The 23,420-nt window shown below is 72.7% G+C and carries 25 protein-coding genes; 9 read left to right on the top strand and 16 right to left on the bottom strand.

The annotated features are described in order from the left end of the window. Positions 1-212 precede the first annotated feature (212 nt). The 4 genes from RB614_RS11530 to RB614_RS11515 form a co-directional block, all read right to left on the bottom strand. Positions 213-545 carry a YnfA family protein gene (locus tag RB614_RS11530; RefSeq protein WP_308712427.1) on the bottom strand — a complete coding sequence of 111 codons (333 nt, stop codon included), beginning with the start codon at positions 543-545 and terminating at the stop codon, positions 213-215. 110 nt (positions 546-655) lie between these two features. Further along, on the bottom strand, positions 656-1,183 hold the full coding sequence (locus tag RB614_RS11525; RefSeq protein ID WP_308712426.1) for a prealbumin-like fold domain-containing protein: 528 nt from the start codon (positions 1,181-1,183) through the stop codon (positions 656-658). 211 nt (positions 1,184-1,394) lie between these two features. Further along, complete coding sequence (locus RB614_RS11520; protein ID WP_308712425.1) at positions 1,395-2,669, bottom strand: hypothetical protein; 1,275 nt, start codon at positions 2,667-2,669, stop codon at positions 1,395-1,397. Between the two features lie 198 nt (positions 2,670-2,867). Continuing rightward, a complete protein-coding gene (locus RB614_RS11515; protein WP_308712424.1) occupies positions 2,868-3,800 on the bottom strand; it encodes an AraC family transcriptional regulator in 933 nt (310 codons plus the stop codon). Positions 3,801-3,881: 81 nt separating this feature from the next. Between RB614_RS11515 and RB614_RS11510 the strand changes: the two genes are divergently transcribed. Continuing rightward, positions 3,882-4,718, top strand: coding sequence for an NAD(P)H-binding protein (locus RB614_RS11510; protein WP_308712423.1), 837 nt, complete (start codon positions 3,882-3,884; stop codon positions 4,716-4,718). 556 nt (positions 4,719-5,274) lie between these two features. On the opposite strand, the gene RB614_RS11505 is transcribed toward RB614_RS11510, so the two are convergent. Continuing rightward, positions 5,275-5,973, bottom strand: coding sequence for an alpha/beta fold hydrolase (locus tag RB614_RS11505; protein WP_308712422.1), 699 nt, complete (start codon positions 5,971-5,973; stop codon positions 5,275-5,277). Positions 5,974-6,092: 119 nt separating this feature from the next. Here RB614_RS11505 and RB614_RS11500 point away from each other — a divergent pair, with 119 nt between their 5' ends. Next, positions 6,093-6,452 (top strand): winged helix-turn-helix transcriptional regulator, encoded by a 360-nt coding sequence (locus RB614_RS11500; RefSeq protein WP_308712421.1) that lies wholly within the window; start codon positions 6,093-6,095, stop codon positions 6,450-6,452. Between the two features lie 52 nt (positions 6,453-6,504). Here RB614_RS11500 and RB614_RS11495 read toward each other — a convergent pair whose 3' ends face one another. Beyond that, entirely contained in the window at positions 6,505-7,311 is an 807-nt protein-coding gene (locus RB614_RS11495) for an SAM-dependent methyltransferase (RefSeq protein WP_308712420.1), read from the bottom strand. 271 nt (positions 7,312-7,582) lie between these two features. Between RB614_RS11495 and RB614_RS11490 the strand changes: the two genes are divergently transcribed. Genes RB614_RS11490 through RB614_RS11480 form a run of 3 tightly spaced genes read left to right on the top strand, consistent with a single transcriptional unit; the run spans position 7,583 to position 10,261 of the window. Further along, the gene (locus RB614_RS11490; RefSeq protein ID WP_308712419.1) at positions 7,583-8,998 is read left to right on the top strand and encodes an MFS transporter; all 1,416 of its coding nucleotides are present in this window, start codon (positions 7,583-7,585) and stop codon (positions 8,996-8,998) included. Beyond that, positions 8,995-9,399 carry a PPOX class F420-dependent oxidoreductase gene (locus tag RB614_RS11485; RefSeq protein ID WP_308712418.1) on the top strand — a complete coding sequence of 135 codons (405 nt, stop codon included), beginning with the start codon at positions 8,995-8,997 and terminating at the stop codon, positions 9,397-9,399. Before RB614_RS11490 ends, RB614_RS11485 begins: the two co-directional genes overlap by 4 nt. After that, entirely contained in the window at positions 9,392-10,261 is an 870-nt protein-coding gene (locus RB614_RS11480; protein WP_308712417.1) for an LLM class flavin-dependent oxidoreductase, read from the top strand. The genes RB614_RS11485 and RB614_RS11480 overlap by 8 nt, the downstream gene beginning before the upstream one ends. Before the next feature lie 133 nt (positions 10,262-10,394). On the opposite strand, the gene RB614_RS11475 is transcribed toward RB614_RS11480, so the two are convergent. After that, complete coding sequence (locus RB614_RS11475) at positions 10,395-10,838, bottom strand: MarR family winged helix-turn-helix transcriptional regulator (protein WP_308712416.1); 444 nt, start codon at positions 10,836-10,838, stop codon at positions 10,395-10,397. Positions 10,839-11,078: 240 nt separating this feature from the next. On the opposite strand from RB614_RS11475, the gene RB614_RS11470 reads away from it, so the two are divergent. The 4 genes from RB614_RS11470 to RB614_RS11455 all read left to right on the top strand — a co-directional run bounded on the left by RB614_RS11470 (position 11,079) and on the right by RB614_RS11455 (position 15,121). Next, a complete protein-coding gene (locus RB614_RS11470; RefSeq protein ID WP_308712415.1) occupies positions 11,079-12,011 on the top strand; it encodes a 3-hydroxyacyl-CoA dehydrogenase NAD-binding domain-containing protein in 933 nt (310 codons plus the stop codon). A 142-nt stretch (positions 12,012-12,153) separates the two neighbouring features. Further along, positions 12,154-12,672: a flavin reductase family protein gene (locus RB614_RS11465; protein WP_308712414.1), complete on the top strand. Its 519-nt coding sequence runs from the start codon at positions 12,154-12,156 to the stop codon at positions 12,670-12,672. A gap of 61 nt (positions 12,673-12,733) precedes the next feature. Next, entirely contained in the window at positions 12,734-13,423 is a 690-nt protein-coding gene (locus tag RB614_RS11460) for an LLM class flavin-dependent oxidoreductase (protein ID WP_308712413.1), read from the top strand. A gap of 339 nt (positions 13,424-13,762) precedes the next feature. Further along, the gene (locus RB614_RS11455) at positions 13,763-15,121 is read left to right on the top strand and encodes an aminotransferase class I/II-fold pyridoxal phosphate-dependent enzyme (RefSeq protein WP_308712412.1); all 1,359 of its coding nucleotides are present in this window, start codon (positions 13,763-13,765) and stop codon (positions 15,119-15,121) included. A gap of 19 nt (positions 15,122-15,140) precedes the next feature. Here the strand turns inward: RB614_RS11455 and RB614_RS11450 are convergent, their stop codons facing one another. The 9 genes from RB614_RS11450 to RB614_RS11410 form a co-directional block, all read right to left on the bottom strand. After that, a complete protein-coding gene (locus RB614_RS11450; RefSeq protein ID WP_308712411.1) occupies positions 15,141-15,281 on the bottom strand; it encodes a hypothetical protein in 141 nt (46 codons plus the stop codon). Continuing rightward, positions 15,236-15,514, bottom strand: a complete 279-nt coding sequence (locus RB614_RS11445) for a hypothetical protein (protein ID WP_308712410.1) — start codon at positions 15,512-15,514, stop codon at positions 15,236-15,238. The genes RB614_RS11450 and RB614_RS11445 overlap by 46 nt, the downstream gene beginning before the upstream one ends. Positions 15,515-15,658: 144 nt before the next feature. Further along, entirely contained in the window at positions 15,659-16,864 is a 1,206-nt protein-coding gene (locus RB614_RS11440) for an aminotransferase-like domain-containing protein (RefSeq protein ID WP_308712409.1), read from the bottom strand. A gap of 30 nt (positions 16,865-16,894) precedes the next feature. Next, positions 16,895-17,758 carry an ABC transporter permease gene (locus tag RB614_RS11435; protein WP_308712408.1) on the bottom strand — a complete coding sequence of 288 codons (864 nt, stop codon included), beginning with the start codon at positions 17,756-17,758 and terminating at the stop codon, positions 16,895-16,897. Beyond that, entirely contained in the window at positions 17,755-18,693 is a 939-nt protein-coding gene (locus RB614_RS11430; protein ID WP_308712407.1) for an ABC transporter permease, read from the bottom strand. Before RB614_RS11430 ends, RB614_RS11435 begins: the two co-directional genes overlap by 4 nt. Further along, positions 18,690-19,661 carry an LLM class flavin-dependent oxidoreductase gene (locus RB614_RS11425; RefSeq protein WP_308712406.1) on the bottom strand — a complete coding sequence of 324 codons (972 nt, stop codon included), beginning with the start codon at positions 19,659-19,661 and terminating at the stop codon, positions 18,690-18,692. The genes RB614_RS11430 and RB614_RS11425 overlap by 4 nt, the downstream gene beginning before the upstream one ends. After that, positions 19,654-20,160 (bottom strand): GNAT family N-acetyltransferase, encoded by a 507-nt coding sequence (locus RB614_RS11420; protein WP_308712405.1) that lies wholly within the window; start codon positions 20,158-20,160, stop codon positions 19,654-19,656. The genes RB614_RS11425 and RB614_RS11420 overlap by 8 nt, the downstream gene beginning before the upstream one ends. After that, positions 20,148-21,473 (bottom strand): LLM class flavin-dependent oxidoreductase, encoded by a 1,326-nt coding sequence (locus RB614_RS11415; RefSeq protein ID WP_308712404.1) that lies wholly within the window; start codon positions 21,471-21,473, stop codon positions 20,148-20,150. Before RB614_RS11415 ends, RB614_RS11420 begins: the two co-directional genes overlap by 13 nt. After that, complete coding sequence (locus tag RB614_RS11410; RefSeq protein ID WP_308712403.1) at positions 21,470-23,107, bottom strand: ABC transporter substrate-binding protein; 1,638 nt, start codon at positions 23,105-23,107, stop codon at positions 21,470-21,472. Before RB614_RS11410 ends, RB614_RS11415 begins: the two co-directional genes overlap by 4 nt. Positions 23,108-23,420 lie beyond the last annotated feature (313 nt).

The raw sequence follows: 23,420 nt of genomic DNA, 5'->3' as shown, positions 1-23,420 counted from the left end.
CCGTACTGCCGGAGCTGGGCGAAGATGGCGACGGTCAGGGGTTGGGTGGCGCGGCCGAGGGTGAGCGCGACGATCAGGTCGTTCCAGGTGAACAGCAGCAGCGCAGTCCTTGGTAGGCCGCGCCGAGCCAGTGCAGCGTGCGCGCCTGGCCGGCCGGGTCGCCGGCGGTGCGGCGCGCCGACAGCGCCCGCCGGTGGCGGTGCCGGGCGCCTTCAGCCGCGCGGGGCGTACATGATGACCGCGACACCGACCAGGCAGATCGCCGCGCCGGCAACGTCGTACCGGTCGGGTCGGAACTTGTCCACCACGATGCCCCAGGCCAGGGAGCCGGCCACGAAGATGCCGCCGTAGGCGGCCAGAATCCGGCCGAAATGCGCGTCCGGCTGCAACGTGGCCGCGAAGCCGTAGAGGCCCAGAGCGGCGACGCCCGCGCCGATCCACAGCAGCCCCCGGTGCTCCCGGACGCCTTGCCAGACCAGCCAGGCACCGCCGATCTCCGCGAGCGCGGCGAGCACGAACAAGCCGATGGACCGGATGGTCGTCATGGCTGTATGCCACCACATCCGCGCCCGGCCACGTCGGCGGACCCGGCCGGGCGGGTAGGGCTGCTGGACGCCGTCGCGGTCGGGTCCGGCACGGACCCGATGACCAGGCCCTAGGACTGTCCGGGTAGCCGCCACACGAGCCGGGCGCGGCCGTTCACGGCGAAGCGGACTGCTAGGCCAGCGATCACCAGGAGGGCGCCGAGGCCGGCCAGCCATGGCAGCCACCAGTGGGACGGCCCTGTCACGGGCAGACCTTGGCGCCTGTTGGTGAGGGTGCAGGTGACTTTCGCGCCGATCGTGACGGTGTTGTCCTGCGATACCGCAACAGGGTTGCCGTCGGCGTCGGTGCAGGTCCAGCCCTGGCCGTCGTAGCCTGGTGGGCCGTTGGTCTCGGACAGGGTGTAGGTGCCGGCGGTGACCAGCACGTTCGTCACCGGGTTGGATCCACTCGTCCCGGACAGTGGGGTCGGGCCGCCGGCGTGCAGCGTCCACGCCGTCGCGGGCGCGAGCGGGGCGTCGCCGGTGACGTTCTTGAGAGGGTGAGCCGCGGGCTGGCGACGTCGACGTTGGCGAACGTGCACACGATGCCGCGGGCCCCGCCGTTGCTCGCGGCGCCCGGACCGGGCGTCACGCTCCATTGCCCCGGTCCTTGTCGGACGACGGTGAGCGGCTGCGGCGGGTCGAAGAGTTGATCGAGGCAGGAGAACGTCGCCTGGTAGTCGGCCAGGTCGGCGCCGGCGCCGGTCTCGGTGATGACGTAGGTCTGCGCCGCGCCGCCGACCTGGGTCCAGGCTGTGCAGGTTGTAGATGAACGGGCTGGACTCCGCGCAACTGGTCGGCTGGTCGATCTCAACCTGCGCCAGCGCGGGCGTCGGCCGAACGAGCACAATGGACAACCCCGCCACCGGGATTGGTGTCTTCGCACGACCAGGAGGTGGTGTAGGCGTCGATGCTGGTGGTGGTCCCCTGCGCGAGCGACTCGCTGATGGTGTACTCGGTCGAGGGGATCCCCGGCAGGGGGCCCACCCTTTCGTCCTGGATTCCGGCCGCAGTGCCGGTGGTGGTGTTGCTGTTGCCTTCGGTGATACCGCCCCCGGTGATCGTAATCGTGAACTGGTCGTCGGCGCCCGCGCGGCCGGCGGGGAGATCCTTTTGCACGGTCAGGGTGCCGGGAAGGCTGCATCCGGCGAGGTCCGTGAGAATGATGCCGCTCGCGACCCCGCCCTGGGCGGTCGTCGTGGTGACGGCGCCGGTGTTGGGGTTGATGTCGACCAGGGTGGCGGTGCCGGTGGTCGCGTACTGCGCGAAGAGTGTTCCGTCGGCCGCGAACGCGATTCCGTTGTAGAACCCCGATCCCACGGGCGCGGTGTTCGTCGCGAGCGTCGTCGGGGGGAGTGTCACCGCCGGACCCGAGGTCGGTAGCGGCCCGTCGACGCGCCGGATCTGTGACGTGTTGGTGCCGACGGTGTTGTATGTGCCGGCGACGACGAAGAGGTTGCCGCTACCGTCGAAGGCTATGTCTCCCGTGGAGAACCCGGTGCCCGCCATGGAGACGTTCGCCAACCGGCCCAGCGGGGTGTTGGTGGCGGGGTCGTACCCGAAGATCGCGAGTGTCAGACCCGCGCCGGATCCCGTGTATCCCGCGTAGTAGTAGATGCCGGTGACCGGGTCGACCGCGCCCATGACCATGGTCATGCCCGTGGACGGGGCGGAGACGGAGCTGTTGACGCCGGCCTGCGTGTGGGTCCAGATCGTGGTGCCGTTGGTCTGGGTCACGGCGTAGGCGGCGCTCAGGTCGTCCGTCACGGCGAGGCCGTTGAGGGCGGTGCTGTTTCCACTGCCGAATCTGCCGATCATCGTGTTTTGACCGGTGTTGACGTCGAGCGCGTAGATGTTGCCGGCGTTGCCGGACGAGCCTCCTGCGGGGAGGCCGGCGAGGTTGAAGATGGTCGTGGGGCTGCACTCCTGCGGGAGCGCGGCCTCGACTTCGGTAGGGGTGGCGATCAAGCCCGCGAATACGACCGGCAGGAGGATGCCTAAGGCACCCCCAATCCTGCCCAGCAGCCGCGTGGCAGCCCGGCGTCGCGCACGGCTGTGACCAACACCGTCGCGGAGCGGTGCCATCCCCCGTGCCCGCATTGCGCCCCCGCCCGATCGGATTTGCGCTTCATGTTCCGTGAATTGGCGCTTCTGTGCGGTTGCGTACTTTATTGGGCAACGGTGAAGCTCAGTCCATGCGATCCTGCTTTCACCTGAATGGGCGACCCAGGCCCTACAGTTGGCGCACAACTGGACAGATTGCACAGCTCGCAGGCGTGTTGTTCAGCGTCCTGATCGCAGGGCCGGTCGGCGGTGGTCGCTGGGCCGCGAGCCGCGTACCCGTTTGAACGCCACGCTCAACGCGAATGCCCCGGAGTAGCCGACCCGCCGGGCGATCGCGTCGACGGTCAGGTCGGTGTCGCGCAGCAGCTCAACGGCGAGGGCGATCCGCCAGCCCGTCAGGTAGGTCATCGGCGGCTTGCCGACCAGCGCCGTGAAGCGGCGGGCGAACGCCGCCCGCGACACCCCGGTCTTCGCGGCGAGCTCGGCCACCGTCCACGGGTGCGCCGGACTGTCGTGCATCAGCCGCAGGGCGCTGCCCGCCCACGGGTCGTCCAAGGCGCGGCTCCAGCCCGGGGCGCCGTCGAACCACCCACGTAGCGCCGACACCAGGATCAGGTCCAGCAACCGTTCCAGCACCAGCAGCTGCCCCGGCCGGTTGCGGGTCACCTCCTCGACCATCGCTTGCGTCGACGGGACCGCGCTGCCCGCGGCGGGGACGACCAGCAGGGAGGGCAGGGCGTGCCGCAAGTGGCCGCTGAGCCCACCCCGGCGTGCGAACGCCCCGCTGAGCAGCACGGGGCCGTCGTCGGGGCCGTCGTCGTCGCGCCTGCCGCAGGAACGCGTGGGCCCGGTGCCGCCGGGGCAGTAGTCGGCCGCCGTGACCGTCCACATCGGACCCGACGGCAGCGCCGACGATGGGGCGTCGGCCACGGCATACGACACGTCGCCGCGCACGACGGCGATGTCGCCCTCGGCGATGCGCACCGGATCCCGCCCGTCGGCGACCACCCAGGCGTGGCCGCGCAGCATCATGGCCAGCATCAGCGGGGCACCGGTGGACATCCGCAACGCCCAGGGCGGTCGCAGGACCGCCGGCCGGAACACCGCACCGCGAGCCCACACGCCCGCCAGCAGCTCGGAGACGGCATCCACCGTGCCGAGTGTAGACGCCGTGACATCGGTCAGATCGTCCAGAGCATGGATCCTCGCGTCCCATCCCGGTTGGCTCAGGTCATGAACGCACAACCGATCCTCGTCACCGGCGCCACCGGGAAGTCCGGTCGCCGCGTCGTCGCCCGTCTGCGCGCCCGCGGGATACCGGTGCGCGCGGCGTCCCGCACCGGCGAGCACCCGTTCAACTGGACCGATCCCGGCACCTGGGACGCCGCGCTCGACGGCGTGCGCGCGCTCTACCTGGTGCAGCTCAACGGCAGCCGGCTCGTCCGCCCGTTCGTCGACAGCGCGGTGCGCCACGGAGTACGGCGCATCGTCCTGGCCTCGGGCCGCGGCCTCGACGATCCCGACTACATCCAGGGCAGCGCGGGCATCCGACACGCGGCGCTCGACAGCGAAGCCGCCGTACGCGACAGCGGGCTGGAGTGGACGATCAGCCGCCCCGGCTGGTTCGCGCAGACCTTCACCGAAGGCATCTACGCCGAGGCCGTCAACGCCGGTGAGCTGCGCCTGCCCGCCGGCGACGGCGCCGCCAGCTTCCTCGACGCCGACGACGTCGCCGCGGTGGTGGTCACCGCCCTCACCGAGGATGGCCACACCGGCCAGACCTACGAGCTGTCCGGCCCAAACGCTGTGACACTCACCGAAGTGGCCGCCACCCTCTCCGAGGCCACCGGCCGCACCATCCGTTACGTGCCGCTGTCGAGGCGGGAGTACGTCGCCGAGCTCGTGACGCAGGGCGTGCCGGCCACGGACGCCGAAGCGTTCGCCAACGTGGCCGAGTCGCTGCGCCTGGGCAAGGACGCACACGTGTCCGACGGCGTGCAGCGCGCCCTCGGCCGCCCACCCCGGACCTTCGCCGAGGCGATTCAAGGCGTGCAGCCCTCCACGCCCTGACGACGGCGGCGGCGGCACCGACGCCGTCGCGACGCACTGGTCGCGTAGGCCGATTTGGGCTACCGCGATGTCCGTTGTGGACCGGACCGTTGCGCGGGGTCCCCGGGGAAACGTGGAGCGCAGCGGAGCGTTTTCTTGGGGTGCTTTCCCGCGGCCTCACCCTGCGCGGTCGGCGGTCTCACCCCGGCCCCCTGCGGGGAGCCGTGGCGGTTGTGTGTCCATGACACTTCACCACGGCGCCGCCGGCCGGGGCGGATGTGTGTGTGCGGGAAGCTCTGGAGCTGCCCCGTCTGTGCGTGCGGCCCGCGCAGCTTCCCCGTGGGCGGTGACCGCGACTTCAGCGCGGACCTCGCCCCAGGGTTGGGCTTGGGTCGCGGAGCCGGCAGCGGAGGCCGGGGATTTCGGCGAGCGCCAGCTCGCCGCCGGCCTCCGCGGTGCCCGCGGGAGCATGCGGTCCGCAGCTGGCGCGGGCCGGGGCAAATCGTGTCTGAAGAAACGCCGGGACGCGCCGCACCCCGCCCTCCGCAGAGCCCATCACCCAGACTCCGAAAGGTTTCTAGACCGCCTCGAGCAGCAGCCGGACGAGTTCGGCAGGCATGGTGATCATGCAGTCGTGGCCGGTCGGTAGCTCCCGTACCCGGTCGCCTGCTGGGACGGGACGCCGGGTGATGCCCGCCGGCCGACCTCTGACGCAGTGGATGTGCGTGCGTGGGATCGCGCGCGCGGCCGGGTTGTCCAGCCGGACCGGCTCTTGGAGGCACCGCACCGGGTGGTCCGACAGCATCGAGCGCAACCAGGCGACGTCGTCGGGATCGGTGACCCCGAACAAGCCGATCGGCGGCGGCTGCTCCGGCATCGGCGGAACCCGCCAGCCGTCCACGGCGACGTCGATGAGCTGCTTGGTGATCGGAAGGACGTCGACCGCGGTCTCGCCGTCTTCGGGGACCATCGCGTCGAGGAAGACCAGGTGCGCGATCCGCTCCGGGGCCCGGTCGGCAACTCCCGATATGACCATCCCGGCGTAGCTGTGCCCGACGAGCACGACGTCGTCGAGACGCTCATCTTCGATCAGGCCGGCGACGTCGTCGACGTGGGTGCCGAGCCCGACCTCGGGGCCCAGCAGGTGTGCCTTGTCGCCGTAGCCGGTCAGCGACGGCGCGAGCACCCGGTGCCCGGCCGACTCCAGGAGCGGGACCGTCCGGTCCCAGCTCCGGCCGCTGTGCCAGGCGCCGTGTACCAGCAGAAATGTGGCCATGGCCGTACGGTTCCTCCTCGTGCCTCGGTACCGTTGGGTAACCGGGAACATCGTGATCCCCGCGACTCGGCCCCGGCAATACGGCACTTTTCGGTGCCCCGGTTCTCAGGAGGTAACCAGTGCAGGACCCGTGCCAGGCCCGCGAAGTCCTCGGGATCGTCGGGGACAAGTGGGCGCTGCTGATCGTGCGCATGCTCAAGGACGGGCCGCGGCGCTTCACCGAGCTCAAGCGGGCCATCGACGGCATCAGCCAGCGCATGCTGACCGTGACGCTGCGCGACCTGGAGCGCGACGGGATCCTGACGCGCACGGTCCGCGAGGTCATGCCGCCGCACGTCAGCTACGAGCTGACCCCGATGGGCCGGACCCTGCGCGAGGCCACCGCGCCGCTGCTCGAGTGGAGCATCACGCACCTGCCCCACATCGACGCCGCCCGTGCGGCGTACGACAACCGGATCCTGGCGCCCAGCTCGCGGTGACCCTCGCCCACGCCGGTGGGTTGCCCTCGTGGCTGGCGTGGAGAGGCTCGGCTCAGCCGATGCGGCCGACGCCGCCGAACAGGTAGACCTCCGGCTCGTCGGAGTCCGGGTCGGGGCGCCAGCGCGAGCACGTGACGACACCGGGCTCCAGCAGATCCAACCCGTCGAAGAACCGTTCGAGCTCCATCTTGGTCCGGGCGCGGATTGGCGTGCCGCCGCGCTCGGTGGTTTCCCGCATCACGCGCAGCATCGGCTCGCCGTGGATCTCCGCGGTGGAGTGGGTGAGCACCAGGTAGCTACCGGTGGGCATCGCCCGCACCAGCTGCGCGACGGCGCCGTACGCCTGCTCGTCGTCCATGAGGTGGTTGACGACGCCGAGGAGCATGAGCCCGATCGGCTGGGAGAAGTCGAGCGTGCGCCGCGCGGACGCGAGGATCGCCTCCGGCTGGCGCAGATCGGCTTCGACGTAGTCGCAGCTGCCTTCCGGGGCGCTGGTCAGCAGCGCACGCGCATGCGCCATGACGAGCGGGTCGTTGTCGATGTAGACCACCCGGCAGCGCGGGTCGAGAGACTGCGCGACCTCGTGGGTGTTGTCCGCCGAGGGGAGCCCGGTGCCGACGTCGAGGAACTGACCGATGCCGGCGTCCTGGACGAGAAACCTGACCACGCGCTTGAGGAACGCGCGCTCGGACTTGGCCCCGACCGGGATGTCCGGGATGTGTGCGATCACCTCGTCGCCGGCGGCCCGGTCGACCGCGAAGTTGTCCTTGCCGCCGAGCCAGTAGTTCCAGATCCGCGCCGAGTGCGGCACCGTGGTGTCCAGTTTGGAGTCTGAAGGGAACTCCCGGTCCTCGGCCATGACGGCATTCTTGCGCACCGAGGGGGCGGTGACGCAAGAGGGGCGGTGGTCCCGACGGCACGGCGGGCTCCAATGTGGGTGCCCACCTACGGCCACCTGGACCATGTGCCACGAGTACCCGCCGCGACAGCTGCGCGGAGCCCCTTGCGGGCCGGGCTGGCAGATGTCGGTGCGTGGGAGTGGCCACGACGCTCCGGTTGACGGTTATTCGTAGTGCGAACTAAAGTGCTTCGTGTTACGAATACTTCGTATAACGAACTAGGAGCCGATCGTGGGTACGGCGGAAGGACGGGGCGCGACCAGGACCCTGGTAGCGCTGGTGGTGGCGGTCTTCGGGTACGCGTTGATGCAGACGGTGGTGGTCCCGGCGTTGAAGTTGCTGGAGGTCCGGCTGCACGCGACCCCTACCACGGCGGCGTGGATCTTGACCGCGTTCCTGCTGTCCAGCGCCGTGCTGACCCCGCTGCTGGGACGGCTCGGCGACCTGTTCGGACGGCGCCGGGTCACGCTGGCGGTGCTCGCCGTGTACGCCGTCGGGATGGCCGGCGCCGCAGCCGCGCAGAACATCGGTCAGCTCATCGCGGCGCGGGCCGTGCAGGGTGCGGCGCTGGCGCTGGTTCCGCTGTCGATGGCGATCCTCCGCGAGGCCCTGCCGGCCAACCGGCTGCCGTTCGCGATGGGTCTGGTCTCGGGCGCGGTCGGCGCCGGCGGCGGTGCCGGCCTGGTCGTCGGCGGCCTGCTGGCCGACCACCTCTCCTGGCGGTACCTGTTCATCCTCGGCACGGTGATCGCCCTGGTCAGCCTGCTGCTGGCGGCGCTGTGGGTGCCCGTCGGCGGGTACGTGGCGGCGGGCCGGGCGGACTATCCGGGCGCCGTGCTGCTCGGTGGCGGCCTGGTCGCTTTGCTGCTGGCCCTGGCCAAAGGGCCGTCGTGGGGCTGGTCGTCGCCGCGGGTGCTCGGCCTCTTCGCGCTCGGCGCCGTGCTGTTCGCCGTCCTGGCCGGGGTGGAGCGGGCCAGGAACGATGCCCTGCTCGACGTCGGTGAGCTGAGCGACCGGCCGATGGCGATGACGCACGCAGCCGCGTTCCTCTTCGGCGCCGGATCGTACTTCTTCTACCTTGCCCTGCCGCTCTATGCCCAGCTGCCCGCGGTGGGCGGCGTCGGGTTCGGCTCCACCATCACGGTGGCCGGCCTGCTGATGCTGCCGGGCATGCTGGCTGTCGTGCCGGCGAGCATGGCGGTCGGCCGGATCGCCCGGGTGCTGGGACCACGCTGGCCGCTGACCGGCGGCTGGGCGCTGTTCGGCGTCGGGTCGGTGCTGTTCGTCCTCGCCCACGACCAGATGTGGCAGCACGCGGTCTTCTATACGATCGTGGGTGCCGGCACCGGCCTGGTCATCGGCTCGCTGCCCAAGCTGATCGCCGACATCGTGCCGCTGGCCCGGACCGGGACGGCAAACGGCATCAACAACATCGCCCGCACGGTGGGCAGCGCGGTCGGCACCGCGCTCGCCGCCGCGGTCATCGCCTCCGCCGGTACGGGGCGGCTGCCGGACTCCACGTTCACCACGCTGTTCTGGCTGGCGGCGGCGACCGCGGCGCTCGGCATCGCCATCGGGTTCTTCGCCACCCGTCGCGACGCGCCCGCCGCCACGCCCACCCGAGAGGAGCTGGTGACCTCCCGATGAGATCCTTCAGCGACGCCGAGCTCGCGTACCTGCGGGAGGACCGGCTCCGGCTCGGGCGGCTGGCGACGGTGGGGCCGGACGGCATGCCGCACGTGGCCCCGCTGGGCTGGTCGCTCGACCCCGGCGGGGCGTACGTCGAGATCGGCGGCCGCAACCTCGGCCGGTCCAAGAAGTTTCGGGACGTGGCCAGGTCGGGGCGGGCCGCGCTGGTCATCGACGACGTGCTGCCGCCCTGGCGACCGCGGGGCATCGAGATCCGCGGCCGGGCCGAGGCGATCCCCGGCCCGCCGGCGCTGATCCGCCTGATCCCGACGCGGGTGGTCAGCTGGGGGCTGCACGAGGGCCGGACCGTCGAGGAGACGTACCGGGCCCGCGACGTCGAGGACGTCGTCGATGGCTGACTACGGACACCCGCTGCGGTTCGCCGCCAACGTCGTCCCGTCGGCCCAGGACGCGTCGCGGATCGTGGCCCTCGCCCGGGTCGCCGAGCGCGCCGGCCTGGACCTGGTCACCTTCCAGGACCACCCGTACCAGCCGGCGTTTCTGGACACCTGGACACTGCTGAGCTACGTCGCCGCCAGAACCGACACGATCCACCTCGCCGGCAACGTGCACCCCGTACCGCTGCGCCCACCGGCCGTCCTCGCCCAGGCCGCGGCGAGCCTCGACCTCCTCAGCGGCGGCCGGCTGGAGCTCGCGCTCGGCGCCGGCGGGTTCATGGACGCCGTCGCGAGCATGGGCGGGCCGCGCCGCTCGCCCGGCGCGGCGGTCGAGGCGCTGGACGAGGCGGTCCAGATCATCCGCGCGTGCTGGGACACCGGGACCCGGGGCGCCATCCGGATCGCGGGACGCCACTATCGGGTCGACGGCCTACGGCGCGGACCCGCTCCCGCCCACGACATCGCGATCTGGGTCGGCGCGTACCGCCCGCGCATGCTCCGACTGGTAGGACGCGCCGCGGACGGCTGGCTTCCGTCCCTGCCGCGCCTCGCGGATGCCGGCCAGCTCGCCGAGGGCAACGCCATCATCGACGAGGCCGCCACGGCGGCGGGACGCTCGCCACGGGACATCGTCCGACTGCTCAACCTCGGCAGACCGGCACCCGCCGAGCAGCTCGCCGAACTCGCGCTCGGACACGGCACCAGCGTCTTCACCGTGATGGCCAACAGCCCGTACGACGTCGAACGGTTCGCGGCCGAGACCGCCCCCGCCGTGCGCGAGCTGGTCGGGGCCAGCCGGCCCGCGGAACGCCTGCGCGGCTGAACCGGTGACCCGCTAGGCCCTGTTTCAAAGAATTGTCGAGGCGAGCCGAGGTCCAGGCGGCGATGCGCCCGGCGCCGCCGGTCGTCGTCTGGACCCGGCGCAGCCCGGCAAGGATTTTCGAAACAGGGCCTAGCTAACGCGGTGCGGCCCACGAGGGGTCGTACGCGGCGAGGACGCGCGTGGTCATGGCGACCAGCTGTCCCCGTTCGCCGGGGTCGAGGACCTCCGTCATCGACTCCAGCCGCGTGGTCACCTCGTCGTGCGCCGCGACGGCCAGCCGGGAGCCCTCGTCGCTCAACCTGACCACGCAGGCCCGCCGGTCGGTGGGGTCGGAGACCCGGGTGACCAGGCGGCGCTTTTCGACCCGGTCGACCAGCCCGGTCATGGTGGAACGCTCCAGGTGCATCAGCCGGCCCAGCTCGGTCATCCCGACCGGGCCCCTGACCAGCACGCAGAGCAGCTGAAGCTGCTGCGGCGGCAGACCGTGCGCCCGCGCGACCTCGCCGAACACCCGCTGCACCAGGTGCGACGTGCGCACCAGGGCGGCGGCGACCCCAAGCCCCATCGTCGTGGCCATCGAGAAAGCCTAGCAGTAATTCGTACTACGAACTAGTGTCAGCGGAACTCACGCGGCCAGCACCCGGGATGACCGGCTCGCGACTTCGTCCGGCAGGCCCTGGGGCGCGTTGACGCTGCTGCCGGCCGCCCTACTGCCGCGCGGCCCCGCCTCGTCCCCGACTTGAGCGGCGTCCGAGCCGCGGTCTCCACGCTGCCCGTACGAGCCTCGTCGACATCCAGAGAAAGGCGGTCGGAGGGCATGCCCGACGCGACACAGCGCACCGCGACGATCATCGGCGCGGGCACCATCGGACTCGGCTGGACCACGCTCTTCCTCGCCCACGGGCTGCGGGTGCGGGTCAACAGCCGCCGTGCCGACGCCGAGCGGATCGTCCGGGACGGCCTGGCCCTGTTCGCGCCCACGCTGCCTGGCGGCGCGGCCGATCCGGCGGAGCTCGCCACGCGGCTGGAGGTCCAACCGGACCTCAAGCGGGCGGTCGACGGCGCGGACGTGGTGCAGGAGAACGCCCCGGAGGACCTGGACCTGAAGCGGCAGATCTTCGCCCAGGTGGTCGAGGCCGCGCCGGAGCACACGCTCCTGCTCAGCTCCACGTCGTCGCTGCTACCGGACGACCTCGGCGCGGACCTGCGGGATCCGGCCCGGGTGGTGGTCGGCCACCCGTTCAACCCGCCGCACGTCATCCCGCTCGTGGAGGTCGTCGCCAGCGAGCGGGCCGACGCGGCACTGGTGCGGCGTGCGGAGGACTTCTACCGGGCGGTGGGCAAGGCGCCGATCGTACTGGCCCGATCGGTACCCGGGTTCGTCGCCAACCGGCTGCAGTCGGCGTTGCTGCGCGAGAGCATCCACCTGGTGCGCTCGGGCGTGGTGACCGTGGCCCAGCTCGACGCGGTGGTCGTCAACTCGATCGGGCTGCGGTGGGCAACCGTCGGTCCCTTCCAGGCGTTCCACCTCGGCGGCGGACCGGGAGGGCTGCGGCACTGGCTGGCGCACCTCGGCGTCGGCCTGGAGGCGGGCTGGCGTGGGCTGGGGGAGCCGCCGATGGACGAGACCACCGTGCGGACCCTGGTCGACCAGGCGGACGACGCGTTCGCCGGGCGCACCTACCCGGAGCTCGTGGCCGACCGGGACGCCCGCCAACTCGCCGTTCTCCGGGCTCTTGCCGGGTCGTGAGTCTCGGCCTGCCAGTCCGGGCGCGCGCCGGCCACCTCCTCGCTGGCCTGCTGCGCAGCGGTCTGAGACCTTCCGTATCGCATATTTTACCTATAGGATTTGCCGGCAAGGCTGCTTCACTTGAAGGTCATGGGGTTCGGCTATGGGCTTGCTCGACCGCGTGCCGCCGCTCGGCGCGGACGCCTTCCGGGCGTTGATGCGCCGGCTGGCCGCGACGGTCACGGTGGTGACAGTGCCCGGCTCGCCGCCGGTGGGGTTCACCGCGACGTCGTTCACGTCGGTGTCGTTGCGGCCGCCGCTGGTGTCGTTCTGTTTGGACCGGGGCTCGTCCAGTTGGCCGACGGTGGAGCGCGCGGCGTACGTCGGTGTGCACCTGCTCGCCGACGGCCAGCACGAGGTGGCCAGGACGTTCGCCACCAGCGGTATCGACCGGTTCGCGGTGCATGGCGCTTGGCGGCTGGGGCCGTACGGGGTGCCGCTGCTGGACTCGCCGGCGGCGTGGCTGCTGTGCCGGGTGACGAGGCGGGTGCCGGCCGGTGACCACGCGATCGTGCTGGCCGAGCCGCTGCAGGGCCAGCACGATCGGGGTGGCGCTCCGCTCGTCTACCACATGGGCGGGTACTCGGCCGTCGGGCCGCCCTCGCAGCGGTCGGCGGCCTGATCCGCCGGTTCAGGGGGCCGGTGGTGGGCTCTGCCGGAATCGGGCGGTGACGGTGCGACCCTTGCGGAAGCTGGGTTTCCTGACGATCGGGCTCTTCGACGGTGCGGATCCGAGGCCCGGGCACGAGTCGACCTTGGAGGTCATCGAGCTGGGGGAGCGGCTCGGCTTCGACAGCGCCTGGGTGCGGCACCGGCACCTGCATTACGGCATCTCGTCGCCGGTGGCGGTGCTCGCGGCGGCTTCCCAGCGCACCAGCCGGATCGCGCTCGGCACCGCGGTGATCCCGCTCGGCTGGGAGAACCCGTTGCGGCTGGCTGAAGACCTCGCCACCGTCGACGTCCTCTGCGGCGGTCGGCTCAACCCGGGCGTCAGCGTCGGCCCGCCGATGCACTGGGAGCAGGTCAAGCAGACGCTGTACCCGGACACGGCAGACCACGAGGACTTCGGCTATGGACGGGTACGCCGGCTGCTGGAGCTGATCCGCGGCGAGCCGGCCGGGGGCTTTCGCGGGGTGGAGGGATTCGAGGTCTTCTCCGACCGCGTCCAGCCGCACTCGCCGGGTCTGGGCAGCCGGATGTGGTACGGCGGCGGAAGCTTGCGTTCGGCGGAGTGGGCCGGCGAGCACGGGATGAACTTTCTGACCAGCAATGTGGTCAGGGCCGAGGAGTCGGAAGACTTCGCCGCGATCCAGCTCTCCCACATCCAGGCGTTCCGGGCGCCGGAGCTCGAGTGGGCGGATGATCGCGGCTGAACGGCCGGACCTCATCGCGTGCCCGGCGAAGGCCGGGCGGGAGACGTGTGGGAAGTGGCTTCGACTACGGACAGAGGCCGCTGGCGACGCGCCCGAAGTCGATGGCGCGCCGCGAGGTCAGGAAGACCGTCGATGGCATACCCGTAATATTCCTACGGGCGATGTAGGAATAGCAACGAGTTTCCACTGTCTGGGATCTTGAACGGGTACGTTGGCCGTTGGCCCCCGCGGCTGTGTCGCGTGTGGCGGTGTCGCTGCCGCGGACGGGCGCGGAGCCGGGCGACGGTAAAGTGGCCGGGTCGGCCGGATGAATCGGTGGTACGTGATGATGGGCTCCGGATGGCGCTGAACGCGGCCGCTGCGCCGGCGTGGCGGGACGTGTCGGTCGACGGGTTCGCGGAGCGGATAGCGAGCCGGACCGCGTCGGGTATCGCGAACGAGGTGCGTAGCGAGATCCACGCCGGGCGGATCAGACCCGGCACCCGGCTGCCGGCGATCCGGGACGTCGCGCGGGCGCTGGAGGTGAGCCCGACCACCGTTCAGGAGGCGTGGAACCAGTTGACCCGGGCCGGCATGCTGCGCGCCTCCGGGCGGCGCGGCACGCTGGTGCTGCCGGTCGGGAGCCGGGTGGAGGTCCAGACGCCCAGCGGCGTGCTCTCCGTCGACCGTGCCGACGGCGAACCCGACCCGGCGCTGTTTCCGCCGCTGGAGCAGGCGGTCCTGGCCGGGGTGCGGTCGCCGGACCTGCACGCGTTCGACTTCGCGTTCGTGACGCCGGCGCTGCTGGGCGCGGTCCGGCGCACGTGGCCGTTCCGGGCTGAGGCGTGGACCACCGCGGACGGCGGCTGGCACGGCAACTTCCTGGGTGTGCAGGCGGTGCTCACAGCCGGCCGGCCGGTGGCGGTCGAGCAGCCGACGATGATGCGGACGCTGACGCTGCTCGACCACCTGAAGGTGCCGATGATCGGGGTCGACTGGGACGGCGAGGGGCCCAGCCCGGCGATGCTCCGCGCGGCGTTGCGGCGGGGCGCCCGAGCGTTCGTGTACCAGCCGAGGGGGCACGTGCCGACCGGGGGCCGGGTGACCGAGCAGCGGCTCGAGGAGTTGGCCGAGGTGCTGGCCCGCCACCCCGAGGTCCAGGTCTTCGAGGACGACACGCTCGGCCCCCTGCTCGCCGGGCGCGACCTGAGCCTCGGTGCGCTGCTTCCCGGGCAGGTGCTGCGGCAGCGCTCGTACTGCGCCGCCTTCGGTCTGGACCTGCGCACGTCGGTGCTGGCCGGGCCGGAGCACCTGGTGCGCGCGGTGAACCGGATCCGTGGCATGTCCGGCGTGTGGAACAGCCGGGTCCTGCAGGACGCACTCGCCCACCTGCTGCGCGACGGCGACACCCGCCGGCTCGTCGAGCGTGCGGGGCGCCGGTACCGGCGCCGCCGGACGGCGCTGGTCGCCGCCCTCGCCGACCGGGGCGTGCAGGTCGGTGGCGAGGACGGGCTGATCGTGTGGTTGCCGGTCGTCGACGAGGAGCGGGCGTTCACCGGGCTGGCGCACGCCGGGGTGGAGACCAGCATGGGCTCCACCAGCTGGATCAGCCCGCGGCGGCGGGAGCAGCACCTGCGGGTCGCGACCGGCCGGCTCGCCATCCAGACCCTGGAGATCGAGTACCTGGCCGACTCGCTGGCCCGTTTCGCCCGGGCCTGAGCCGCCACCGCGCCGGCGGCTACGCGTGCCAGGCCTCGGCGAGCAGCCGGATGGAGGAGTCGACGTCGTCCGGGTTGTGCGCCGCGGTCGTGACGATCAGCTCGTCCGCGCCGGTCAGCCGCCGCAGCGCTGCCAGCCGCGCGACGACGACCTCCGCCACCCCGGCGATGTGGGTGCTCGTCGGTCGGCGACCAGTGCCCGCTCCCGCTCGCCGCCGCTGCTGCCCAGCGCCCAGACCTCCACGTCGGCGGCGCCGCCGGGAAACGCCGAGGCCGGTGTCCCGTCGCCGGCGCGGTAGCGGCCGGCGAGCAGGCAGCGCAGCGCGGCAACCTGGTCCGGGTACGGCTCCGCCCGCGCCTCCGGCTGCTGCAGCAGCTCCTGCCGGCGCCGCACGGCGGGGGAGGCGGTGATCGCGCCGCGGTCGTAGGGCGCCGGTACGACGACGCCGTCGACGGTCCGGCCGGCCGTTCACCGCCCGCCGCGGCTCGGCGCCGGCCGGGATGTGCGCGAGGTCCAAGATGGACAGTGGTACGCGGGTCACGCGCCGCGTCCGTCACGGACGGCGCTCACCGCGGCGGCGAGCCGGCCGACGGCCTCCTCGATGCCGGCCTCCGGGATGTCGCTGAAGCCCAGGCGCAGGTACCGGTCGTGGTCGCGCCCGCCGGGTACGGCGAACGACGTGCCCCGCGAGAAGCCGGTGCCGTGCGCGGCGGCGGCGCGGTGCAGCGGTTCGAGGGTGACGGCCGGGTCGAGCAGCCGGGCCCAGACGAAGAACCCGCCGTCGGGCCGTTCGGCCTCGACCTGCCCGGCCAGGTGGGTGCGCAGGGCGGTGGCCAGCGCCGCGGCCCGGGCGCCGTGCAGCGCCGACAGGGCGGCCAGGATCCGGTCGAACGCGCCGGCCGGGCGTACGATGCCGAGGATCGCCGCCTGGGTGAACGTGGACGGGTGCTGGTCGGTACGGGCGCGGACGTTCAGCACCGGCTGGACGAGCCAGGGCGGCAGGACCAGCCAGCCGAGCCGCAGGCCGGGGCCGAGCGACTTCGAGAACGTGTTGATCCGCACGACGCGGTCGCTGCCGGCCGGCAGGTCCGGCTCGTCGGCGCCGGCGAACCGGGACGTGCGGTACGGGTTGTCGGAGAGCACCACGAAGCCGAACCGCTCGGCCAGGTCCACCAGCCGGGCGCGGGCGGCGGCGCCGAGCACCCCGCCGGTGGGGTTCTGGAAGTCGGCGACCGTGTAGACGGCCCGCGGCCGCAGCCCCCGCGCCAGCAGCTCGTCCAGCGCGCCGACGTCGAGGCCGTCCCGCCCGACCGGTACCGGCAGCGCGCCGGCGCCGGTGAGCTGGAGCACGCGCAGCGCGATGGGGAAGATCGGGTCGTCGGTGACGACGGTGTCGCCGGCGTCCAGGAGCACCTGCGTGACCAGCGACAGCGCGTGCAGGCCGCCGTTGGTGACGACGATCCGCGAAGGTTCGACCCCCTCGCGGTCCGCCAGCCAGGCGACCAGCTCGTCCAGGCCGCGGGGGCCGGAGTACCGCAGCGCCGGCGCGGCTCGTACCCCGTCGGCGAGCAGCCCGTCGATGCTGGCGCGCAGCGCCGCGGCCGGCAGCGCCTCGGTGGCGGGGTTGCCGCCGAGCAGTTCGACGGCGTCCGGGCGGCGGTCGCCGAGCACGCCCACGAACGCCTGGGGGTTGGTCAGTCTCGACGCGAGCTGGGACAGCCGGTCGTGGTCAGGGGCGGCCATGGGATGCTCCGTTCCTCGGGTGTGGGCGGGTCACGGCACACCGGCCACGCGCGCCCGGTCGGCCGTCCGCGCGAGGTGGTTGACCGCGAGGACGGACAGGACCACGACCAGGCACGGCAGCAGGCTGATCCACCACGCGGTGGCCAGGTAGCCGCGGCCGCCGGCGATGAGGCTGCCCCACTCGGGCGCCGGCGGCGGCGCGCCGAACCCGAGGAAGCCGAGCGACGAGATCGCCAGCATCGCGGTGCCGATGGTCGTGGTGGCCAGGACGATCGCCGGGCCGGCCGCGTTCGGGACGACGTGCCAGAGCACGATCGAGAAGCGCCGCGCGCCGACCACCGTGGCCGCCTCGACGTAGCCGGAGGCCCGGACCCGGAGGACCTCGGCGCGTACGACCCGGGCGAACCCCGGCATCGAGCCGATCCCGACCGCGCACGCGATCTTGGCGGTGCCCGGGCCCAGCGCGGCCACGATCACCAGCGAGAGCAGCAGGCTCGGCACGGCGAGCAGGACGTCGACGAGGCGCATGACCACCGCGTCGACCACGCCGCGGGCGAAGCCGGCCAGCAGGCCGAGGACGGATCCCAGGGCCAGCCCGATGAGTACCGCCGCCAGCGTCGACTGCAGCGACAGGGCGGTGCCGTGCACGACCCGGCTGTACAGGTCGCGGCCGAGCTCGTCGGTGCCGAACAGGTGCGCGGCGCTGGGCGGCTGGAGGCGGTCGGCCGGTACGACGCGCAGCGGGTCGTGGGTCGCCAGCGGTCCGGGTAGCACCGCCCAGGCGGCGACGAGCAGCATGAAGAGTACCGCGGTGGCGCGTCCGGGCAGCCGGACCGCGGCGCGCAGGGCCCGGCGCGGCCAGGCCCGGCGGGGCGCGAGGACGGCGGTGCTCACCGCGCCACCGCGATCCTGGGGTCGAGCAGTGGGTAGAGCAGGTCTACGGCCAGGTTCACCACGATGAAGACGCAGGCGCCCACGGTGACCACCCCCAGGATGACCGGCAGGTCCCGGGCCTGTACCGCGGAGAGCGCCACGCGCCCGAGCCCGGCGCGGGAGAAGACCGTCTCGACCACGATCGAGCCGCCGAACAGTTCGCCGGCGAGCAGACCGGCCATGGTGAACGCGGGCAGCAGCGCGTTGCGGACCACGTGGGCCAGGTGCACTCGTAGCCGCGAGAGGCCCTTGGCCAGGGCGATGTCGGCGTACTCGGCGGACCGCTCGGCCTCGATGCTCTTGGACAGCAGCTGCGCGATCAGCGCCGCCACCGGAAGGCTGAGCGCGAGCACGGGCAGCACGAGCGACTCGAACCCGGACGAGCCGAAGGCCGGCAGCAGCCCCCACTGGAAGGAGACCACCTGCAGCAGGACCAGACCGACGCAGAACGTGGGTACGGAGATGCCGACCGCCGGGACGGTGGCGAGCAGGTGGCGCGGCCCGCGCCGCGGGACGAGCGTGATGGCGACGGCGAGCGCGGCGCCGAGCAGCACGCCGACGAGCATGCCGAGCGCGGCGAGCGTCACCGTCGGGCCGATCGCCTCGCCGAGCATCCGGGCCACCGGGCGTCCAGTGTGGATGGACGTGCCGAGGTCACCGCGGAACACGCCGCCCAGCGCTCGCAGGTACTGCAGGTGCAGCGGCTGGTCGAGCCCGTAGCGGGCGCGGAACTCGGCGAGCGTGGCCGGGTCGACGCTGTTGGTGCTGTCGCTGCCGGCTGCCATGATCTCGGCCGCATCGCTGGGCAGCAGGAAGACGGCGAAGAACGTGAGCGTGTACGCGGCCCAGAGCACGAGGATCGCCTGGCCCACCCGGCGCAGCGCGTACCCGGTCACGGCGCGGCCGGCGGTGCGGTCGCGTACCGGTTCGCGGGCCGGGGCAGGCCGAGCCGCTCGCGCAGCGTGGGTCCGGCGGGCGGGGCGGCGGCGCCGCGCGAGCCCAGCGCGGCCCGCAGGGCGGCGACCGGATCGTCGCCGGCCGGGACGATGACGCCGTCGAGCGCCCCGGCCGCCGCCAGCCGCTCGACGGCACCGACAGTGCCGCCCGCGGGCAGTTCGCCGAGCACGCGGACCTGGTGGCGCGGCCGCCCGGACTCCGCCACCGCCTGCCCGGCCCGCCGCGCGACCGCGTCGCCCGGCGCCGCCGGGTCGACCGCGATGACCAGCACGTCGGCGTGGGCGGTCACGGCGCGGCTGCCCGAGGCGTCGGCGCGCACGGCCACCACCGGGTGCCCCTGCGGCGGGCGAGGCGTGATGGAGGGCCCGGCGATCGAAAACGCCGGCCCGGTGTAGTCGACCCGGTGCAGGCGCCGCCGGTCCAGGTACCGGCCGGTGCGCGCGTCGCGGATGACCGCGCCGTCCTCCCAGCTGTCCCAGAGCCGCCCGACCACGTCGACGACCTCGCCGGCCTCGTCCCACAGCTCCCGCTCCGGGCGGGGCGCGGCGCCGTGCAGCGCGGCCTGCGCCGCGGTGGGCGCGGTGAGCACCAGCCAGCCGGCCCGGCCGTCGCTGAGGTGGTCGAGGGTGGCGAGCCCGGACGAGATCAGCAAGGGCTCGCCGTAGGTCACCGCGGCGGCCGCGACCACCCCGATCCGCGACGTGGCGGCCGCGAGGCGGGCCGCGAGCATGACCGGGTCGGGCCCGACGCCCCGCCCGGCGGCGACGTAGCCGTCGTCGACGAGGACGAAGTCGGCGCCGGCGGCCTCCGCGGCCAGCGCCGCCCGCCGGTACCCAGCGACGTCCACAGTGGACGGTACCGTGGGGTCGTCCAGCCGCAGGCCCACCACGAACCGGTGTTCACCCATCGTGCCGCTCCGCTGCCGCCGTGGCGGCGATCCGTTTGCCGAAGCAGACGCTGACCACCGTGTCCCGCTCGTACGGGCCGAACGGCGGGATCCGCCGCCAGCCGAGCGACTCGTACAGACCGATCGCCTCCGGCTGGCGGATGCCGGTCTGCAGCACCAGCTCTTCGATGCCACGCTCGGCGGCGAGGCCCTCGATCGCGGATATCAGCGCGCGGGCGAGCCCTTGGCGCCGGTGGCCGGGGTCGACGACGACCCGCTTGACCTCGTGGTACCGGCCGACCGTGACCAGCGAGGCGGTCGCGACCGGCGCCACACCCTGGTATGCGACGAAGGTGGCCACCACGTCTTCCGCGCGCGGTGGCGTCACGCGCTGCGCGGACAGGTCGAGGCCCGCGTAGCGGGGCAGGATCTCCTGCGCCATCAAGGCCCGCAGGCGTACCGCGCCGGCGTCGTCCCACCCCACCTGGCGCACCGTGTAGCCGGCGGTCACGACGCCCACCGGTTCGCCGGATAGGAGACGCCGAGGTGGTCGCGGAGCGTGCGCCCCTCGTACTCGCGCCGGAAGATTCCCCGGTCCTGCAGGAGAGGGACGACCCACTGGTAGAAGCGGGTCAGCGCGCCCTGATACGGCGGCATGAGGACGAAGCCGTCGGCGCCCCGGGCCAGAAACCAGCGCTCCAGCTCGGCGGCCACCTGCTCGGCGGTGCCCACCAGCCGCCAGTGCCCGTACGAGGCCACCTCCAGGCCGACCAGCTGGCGTACGGTCCACCGCTCCTCGCGGGCGAGGTCGGCGAAGATCTGGAAGCGGCTGCGCCGGCGTTCGATGTCGCCGGCGGCGGGGAGCCGCTCCACCGGGATCGGCTCGTTGAACCCGATGTCGCTCAGGTCGATCCCGCCCAGCTGGTCGGCGAGGCGGGCGGTGGCGGTCGGTTGGTCGACGAGGTCGAGCAGGCTCTCCCGGATCTCCTCGGCGTCCGCCGCGCTGTCCCCGATGATCGGGCTGACCCCGGGCAGGATCGCGACGTCGGTGTCGGGCCGGCCGTGCCCGCGGGCCCGTGACTTGAGGTCGCGGTAGAACTGCTGGGCTTCGGCCAGCTCCCGCTGGGCGGTGAAGACCATGCTGGCGTGGCGGGCCGCGAGGTCCCGCCCGGCCGGTGACGAGCCGGCCTGCACGATCACCGGGCGGCCCTGCGGGGTACGGCGCACGTTCAGCGGCCCGGCGACCGCGAAGTGGGTGCCGGCGTGGTCGATCGGGTGGATCTTGTCGATGTCGGCGAAAACACCGGCTGCCCGGTCGTGCCGTACCGCGTCCTGCTCCCAGCTGTCCCACAGCTGCTCGACCACGTCGAGGAACTCGGCGGCCCGCTCGTACCGCCCGGCGTGGTCGGGCCACGGCCGGCGCCCGAAGTTCTGCTCGCCGACGCTGGACGTGACCGCGTTCCACCCGGCCCGTCCGCCGCTCAGGTGGTCCAGCGTCGCCACCTGGCGGGCCAGGTTGTACGGCTCGTGGAACGTGGTCGACGCGGTGGCGATCACCCCGATGTGGCTGGTCGCCCGGGCGATCGCCACCGCGGCGGTGAGCGGCTCGAAGTAGAGGTAGGGCGCCTGGACCCGGGTCAGGGCGCGGTTGGGCGCGGAGATGTCGGAGAGGAAGAACGCGTCGAACTTGGCGGCTTCGGTCTCCTGCGCCAGCGCGATGACGAGTTCCGGCGTGCCCCACTGCTCGGTACGGCTGTCGGGCCGCCGCCACGCGCCCTGGTGTACCCCGCCGACGCCGGCGGAGAGCGCGAGATGCAGCTGCCGTCCGCTCATCGGTCCAGCCAGGTGTCGTAGAAGACGAGCCGGGAGGAGGACTCGAAGCGCAGGCCGCGTACGGCGCCGCTGTGCGCGGCGACCTGGGAGAGCTCGTAGACGGGGATCGCGTACGCGCCGGCGATCAGCCGGTCCTGGATCTCGGCGCCGATCGCGGCCCGGGCGGTGGCGTCGGCGGTGGACCGCGCCCGCACGTAGAGCTGCTCCAGCGCGTCGTCGGTCAGCTTGGGTGAGGTCGCCGCCGCCGACGAGAACGCCGACCGCAGGATGTCCAGGTCCGGCCGGGTGAAGTTGCCGAACGTGAAGTTGACGGTGGGGTCCTGCGCCGCCTTGAGGTAGTCGGCGACGGCCAGCGGGCGCAGCTTCAGCTCGATGCCGAGGTCCTTGAGCTGCTGCTGCACCACTGCCAGAACGCTCTGGTTGGTGACCACGCTGGAGATGAAGACGACGTCGAGGCTGAGGCGCCTGCCGTCCTTGGCCCGGATCCCGTCGCCGCCCTTCGCCCAGCCGGCGTCGTCGAGCAGCTTGCCGGCGGCCGCCGGGTCGCTCTTCAACGCCGGCTGCTCGTCCTTGTACCCGGGCGTCGTCTTCGCCAGCACCGACGTGGCCGGCTGGTAGCTGCCGCTGAGCACGGCCGTCAGCTGGCTGCGGTCCAGGCCGGTCTGTATCGCCTTGCGGATCACCGGATCGGCGGCGAACGCCGAGGTCGGCTTCGGGAACAGGGTGTTGACCACACCCGGGTTGGCGCGGGCGAGGAGGCTGAACCCGCCGCTGCCGAACGAGGCCTCGTCGTCCGGCTGCACGTCGGTGACCGCGTCGAGCTGCCCGGACTGCAGGGCGCCCGTGCGTACGCTCGCTTCGCTGACGATGTCGAACTCGACGGAGTCCAGGTACGCCTCGTCGCGGTGCCGAGACACCTCCGAGGGCCACGCGTAGCCGGCCCGGCGGTTGAGGAGGGCCGACTGGTTCGCCGTGTACGACTCGAGGACGAACGGGCCGGTGCCGACGAGGTTGCCCGCCTGGCAGCGCTCCGCCGCGCTCTTCGCGACCGTGCCGGCCGACAGGATGCCGAGCTGCACGACCGAGGTGGCCTGCAGGAAGCCGGCGTTCGGCTGCTTGAAGTCGACCCGTACGGTGTGCGCGTCCAGTGCGGTGGTGCCCTGGTAGCCGGCCAGGTAGCCGGTCACCAGCGACGTGGCGGCGCCCAGGGTGACCACGGTGTCGAAGTTCTTCTTCACGACCTCCGCGGTCAGCGGCGACCCGTCGCTGAACGTCACGCCGTCGCGGAGCGTGAAGGTGAACTGGGTGGCGTCCGGGTTGACCGTCCACGAGGTGGCCAGCCAGGGCGCGGTCGCGCCGGTCTGCGGGTCCAGGTCGGTCAGGCTGTCGACGACCTGCCGGCTGATGTTGATCGACGAGGCGTTGCCGTTCTGCTGGGGGTCGAGGCAGCCCGGGTCGCCGGCGACGCCGATCTTCAGGGCGCCGCCGCGGCGTGGGGTGTCGCTCGCCGAGGACGAGGCGGCGCCGTCGCCGGACGAGCAGGCGACGAGGAGGGTGGCGGCGGCAGCCAGCCCGACGCCGGCTCTGGCGAGCGTCGAGGGTCTGCGGCGTTGGCCGGGACGTGAAGCGGTCACGCGCACGGTGGGTTCCTCACTGAAAGCGGGCCGGTCGCGAGCCGCGAGACTCCGATCGAACCTGTCTAACCTATCGGATTAATATGAAATTATGCCGGCCGAGGGGCCGAACATTTTTCGGGGGTTGTGGTCGAGTGTGCGGCGGGACGGTCCGCGCTGGCGAGCCCGCTCGGAACGGCGGGCACGGGCTCCGGCGCTAGCGACAGTGAGCGCCGCGCAGCCGACAGTCGCCCGTGGTCAGACGCGGGGCACACGGTCGGCTGATGGTCACGCGAGCGACGTTAGCCGAGCGATTTTCGTCGTGTCAACGACT

Origin of the sequence: Phytohabitans maris, assembly GCF_031085175.1 — a bacterium.
GTDB lineage: Bacteria > Actinomycetota > Actinomycetes > Mycobacteriales > Micromonosporaceae > Phytohabitans > Phytohabitans maris.
The sequence above is the reverse complement of the archived record's forward strand: the minus strand, read 5'-3'. Positions and strand labels throughout refer to the sequence as shown.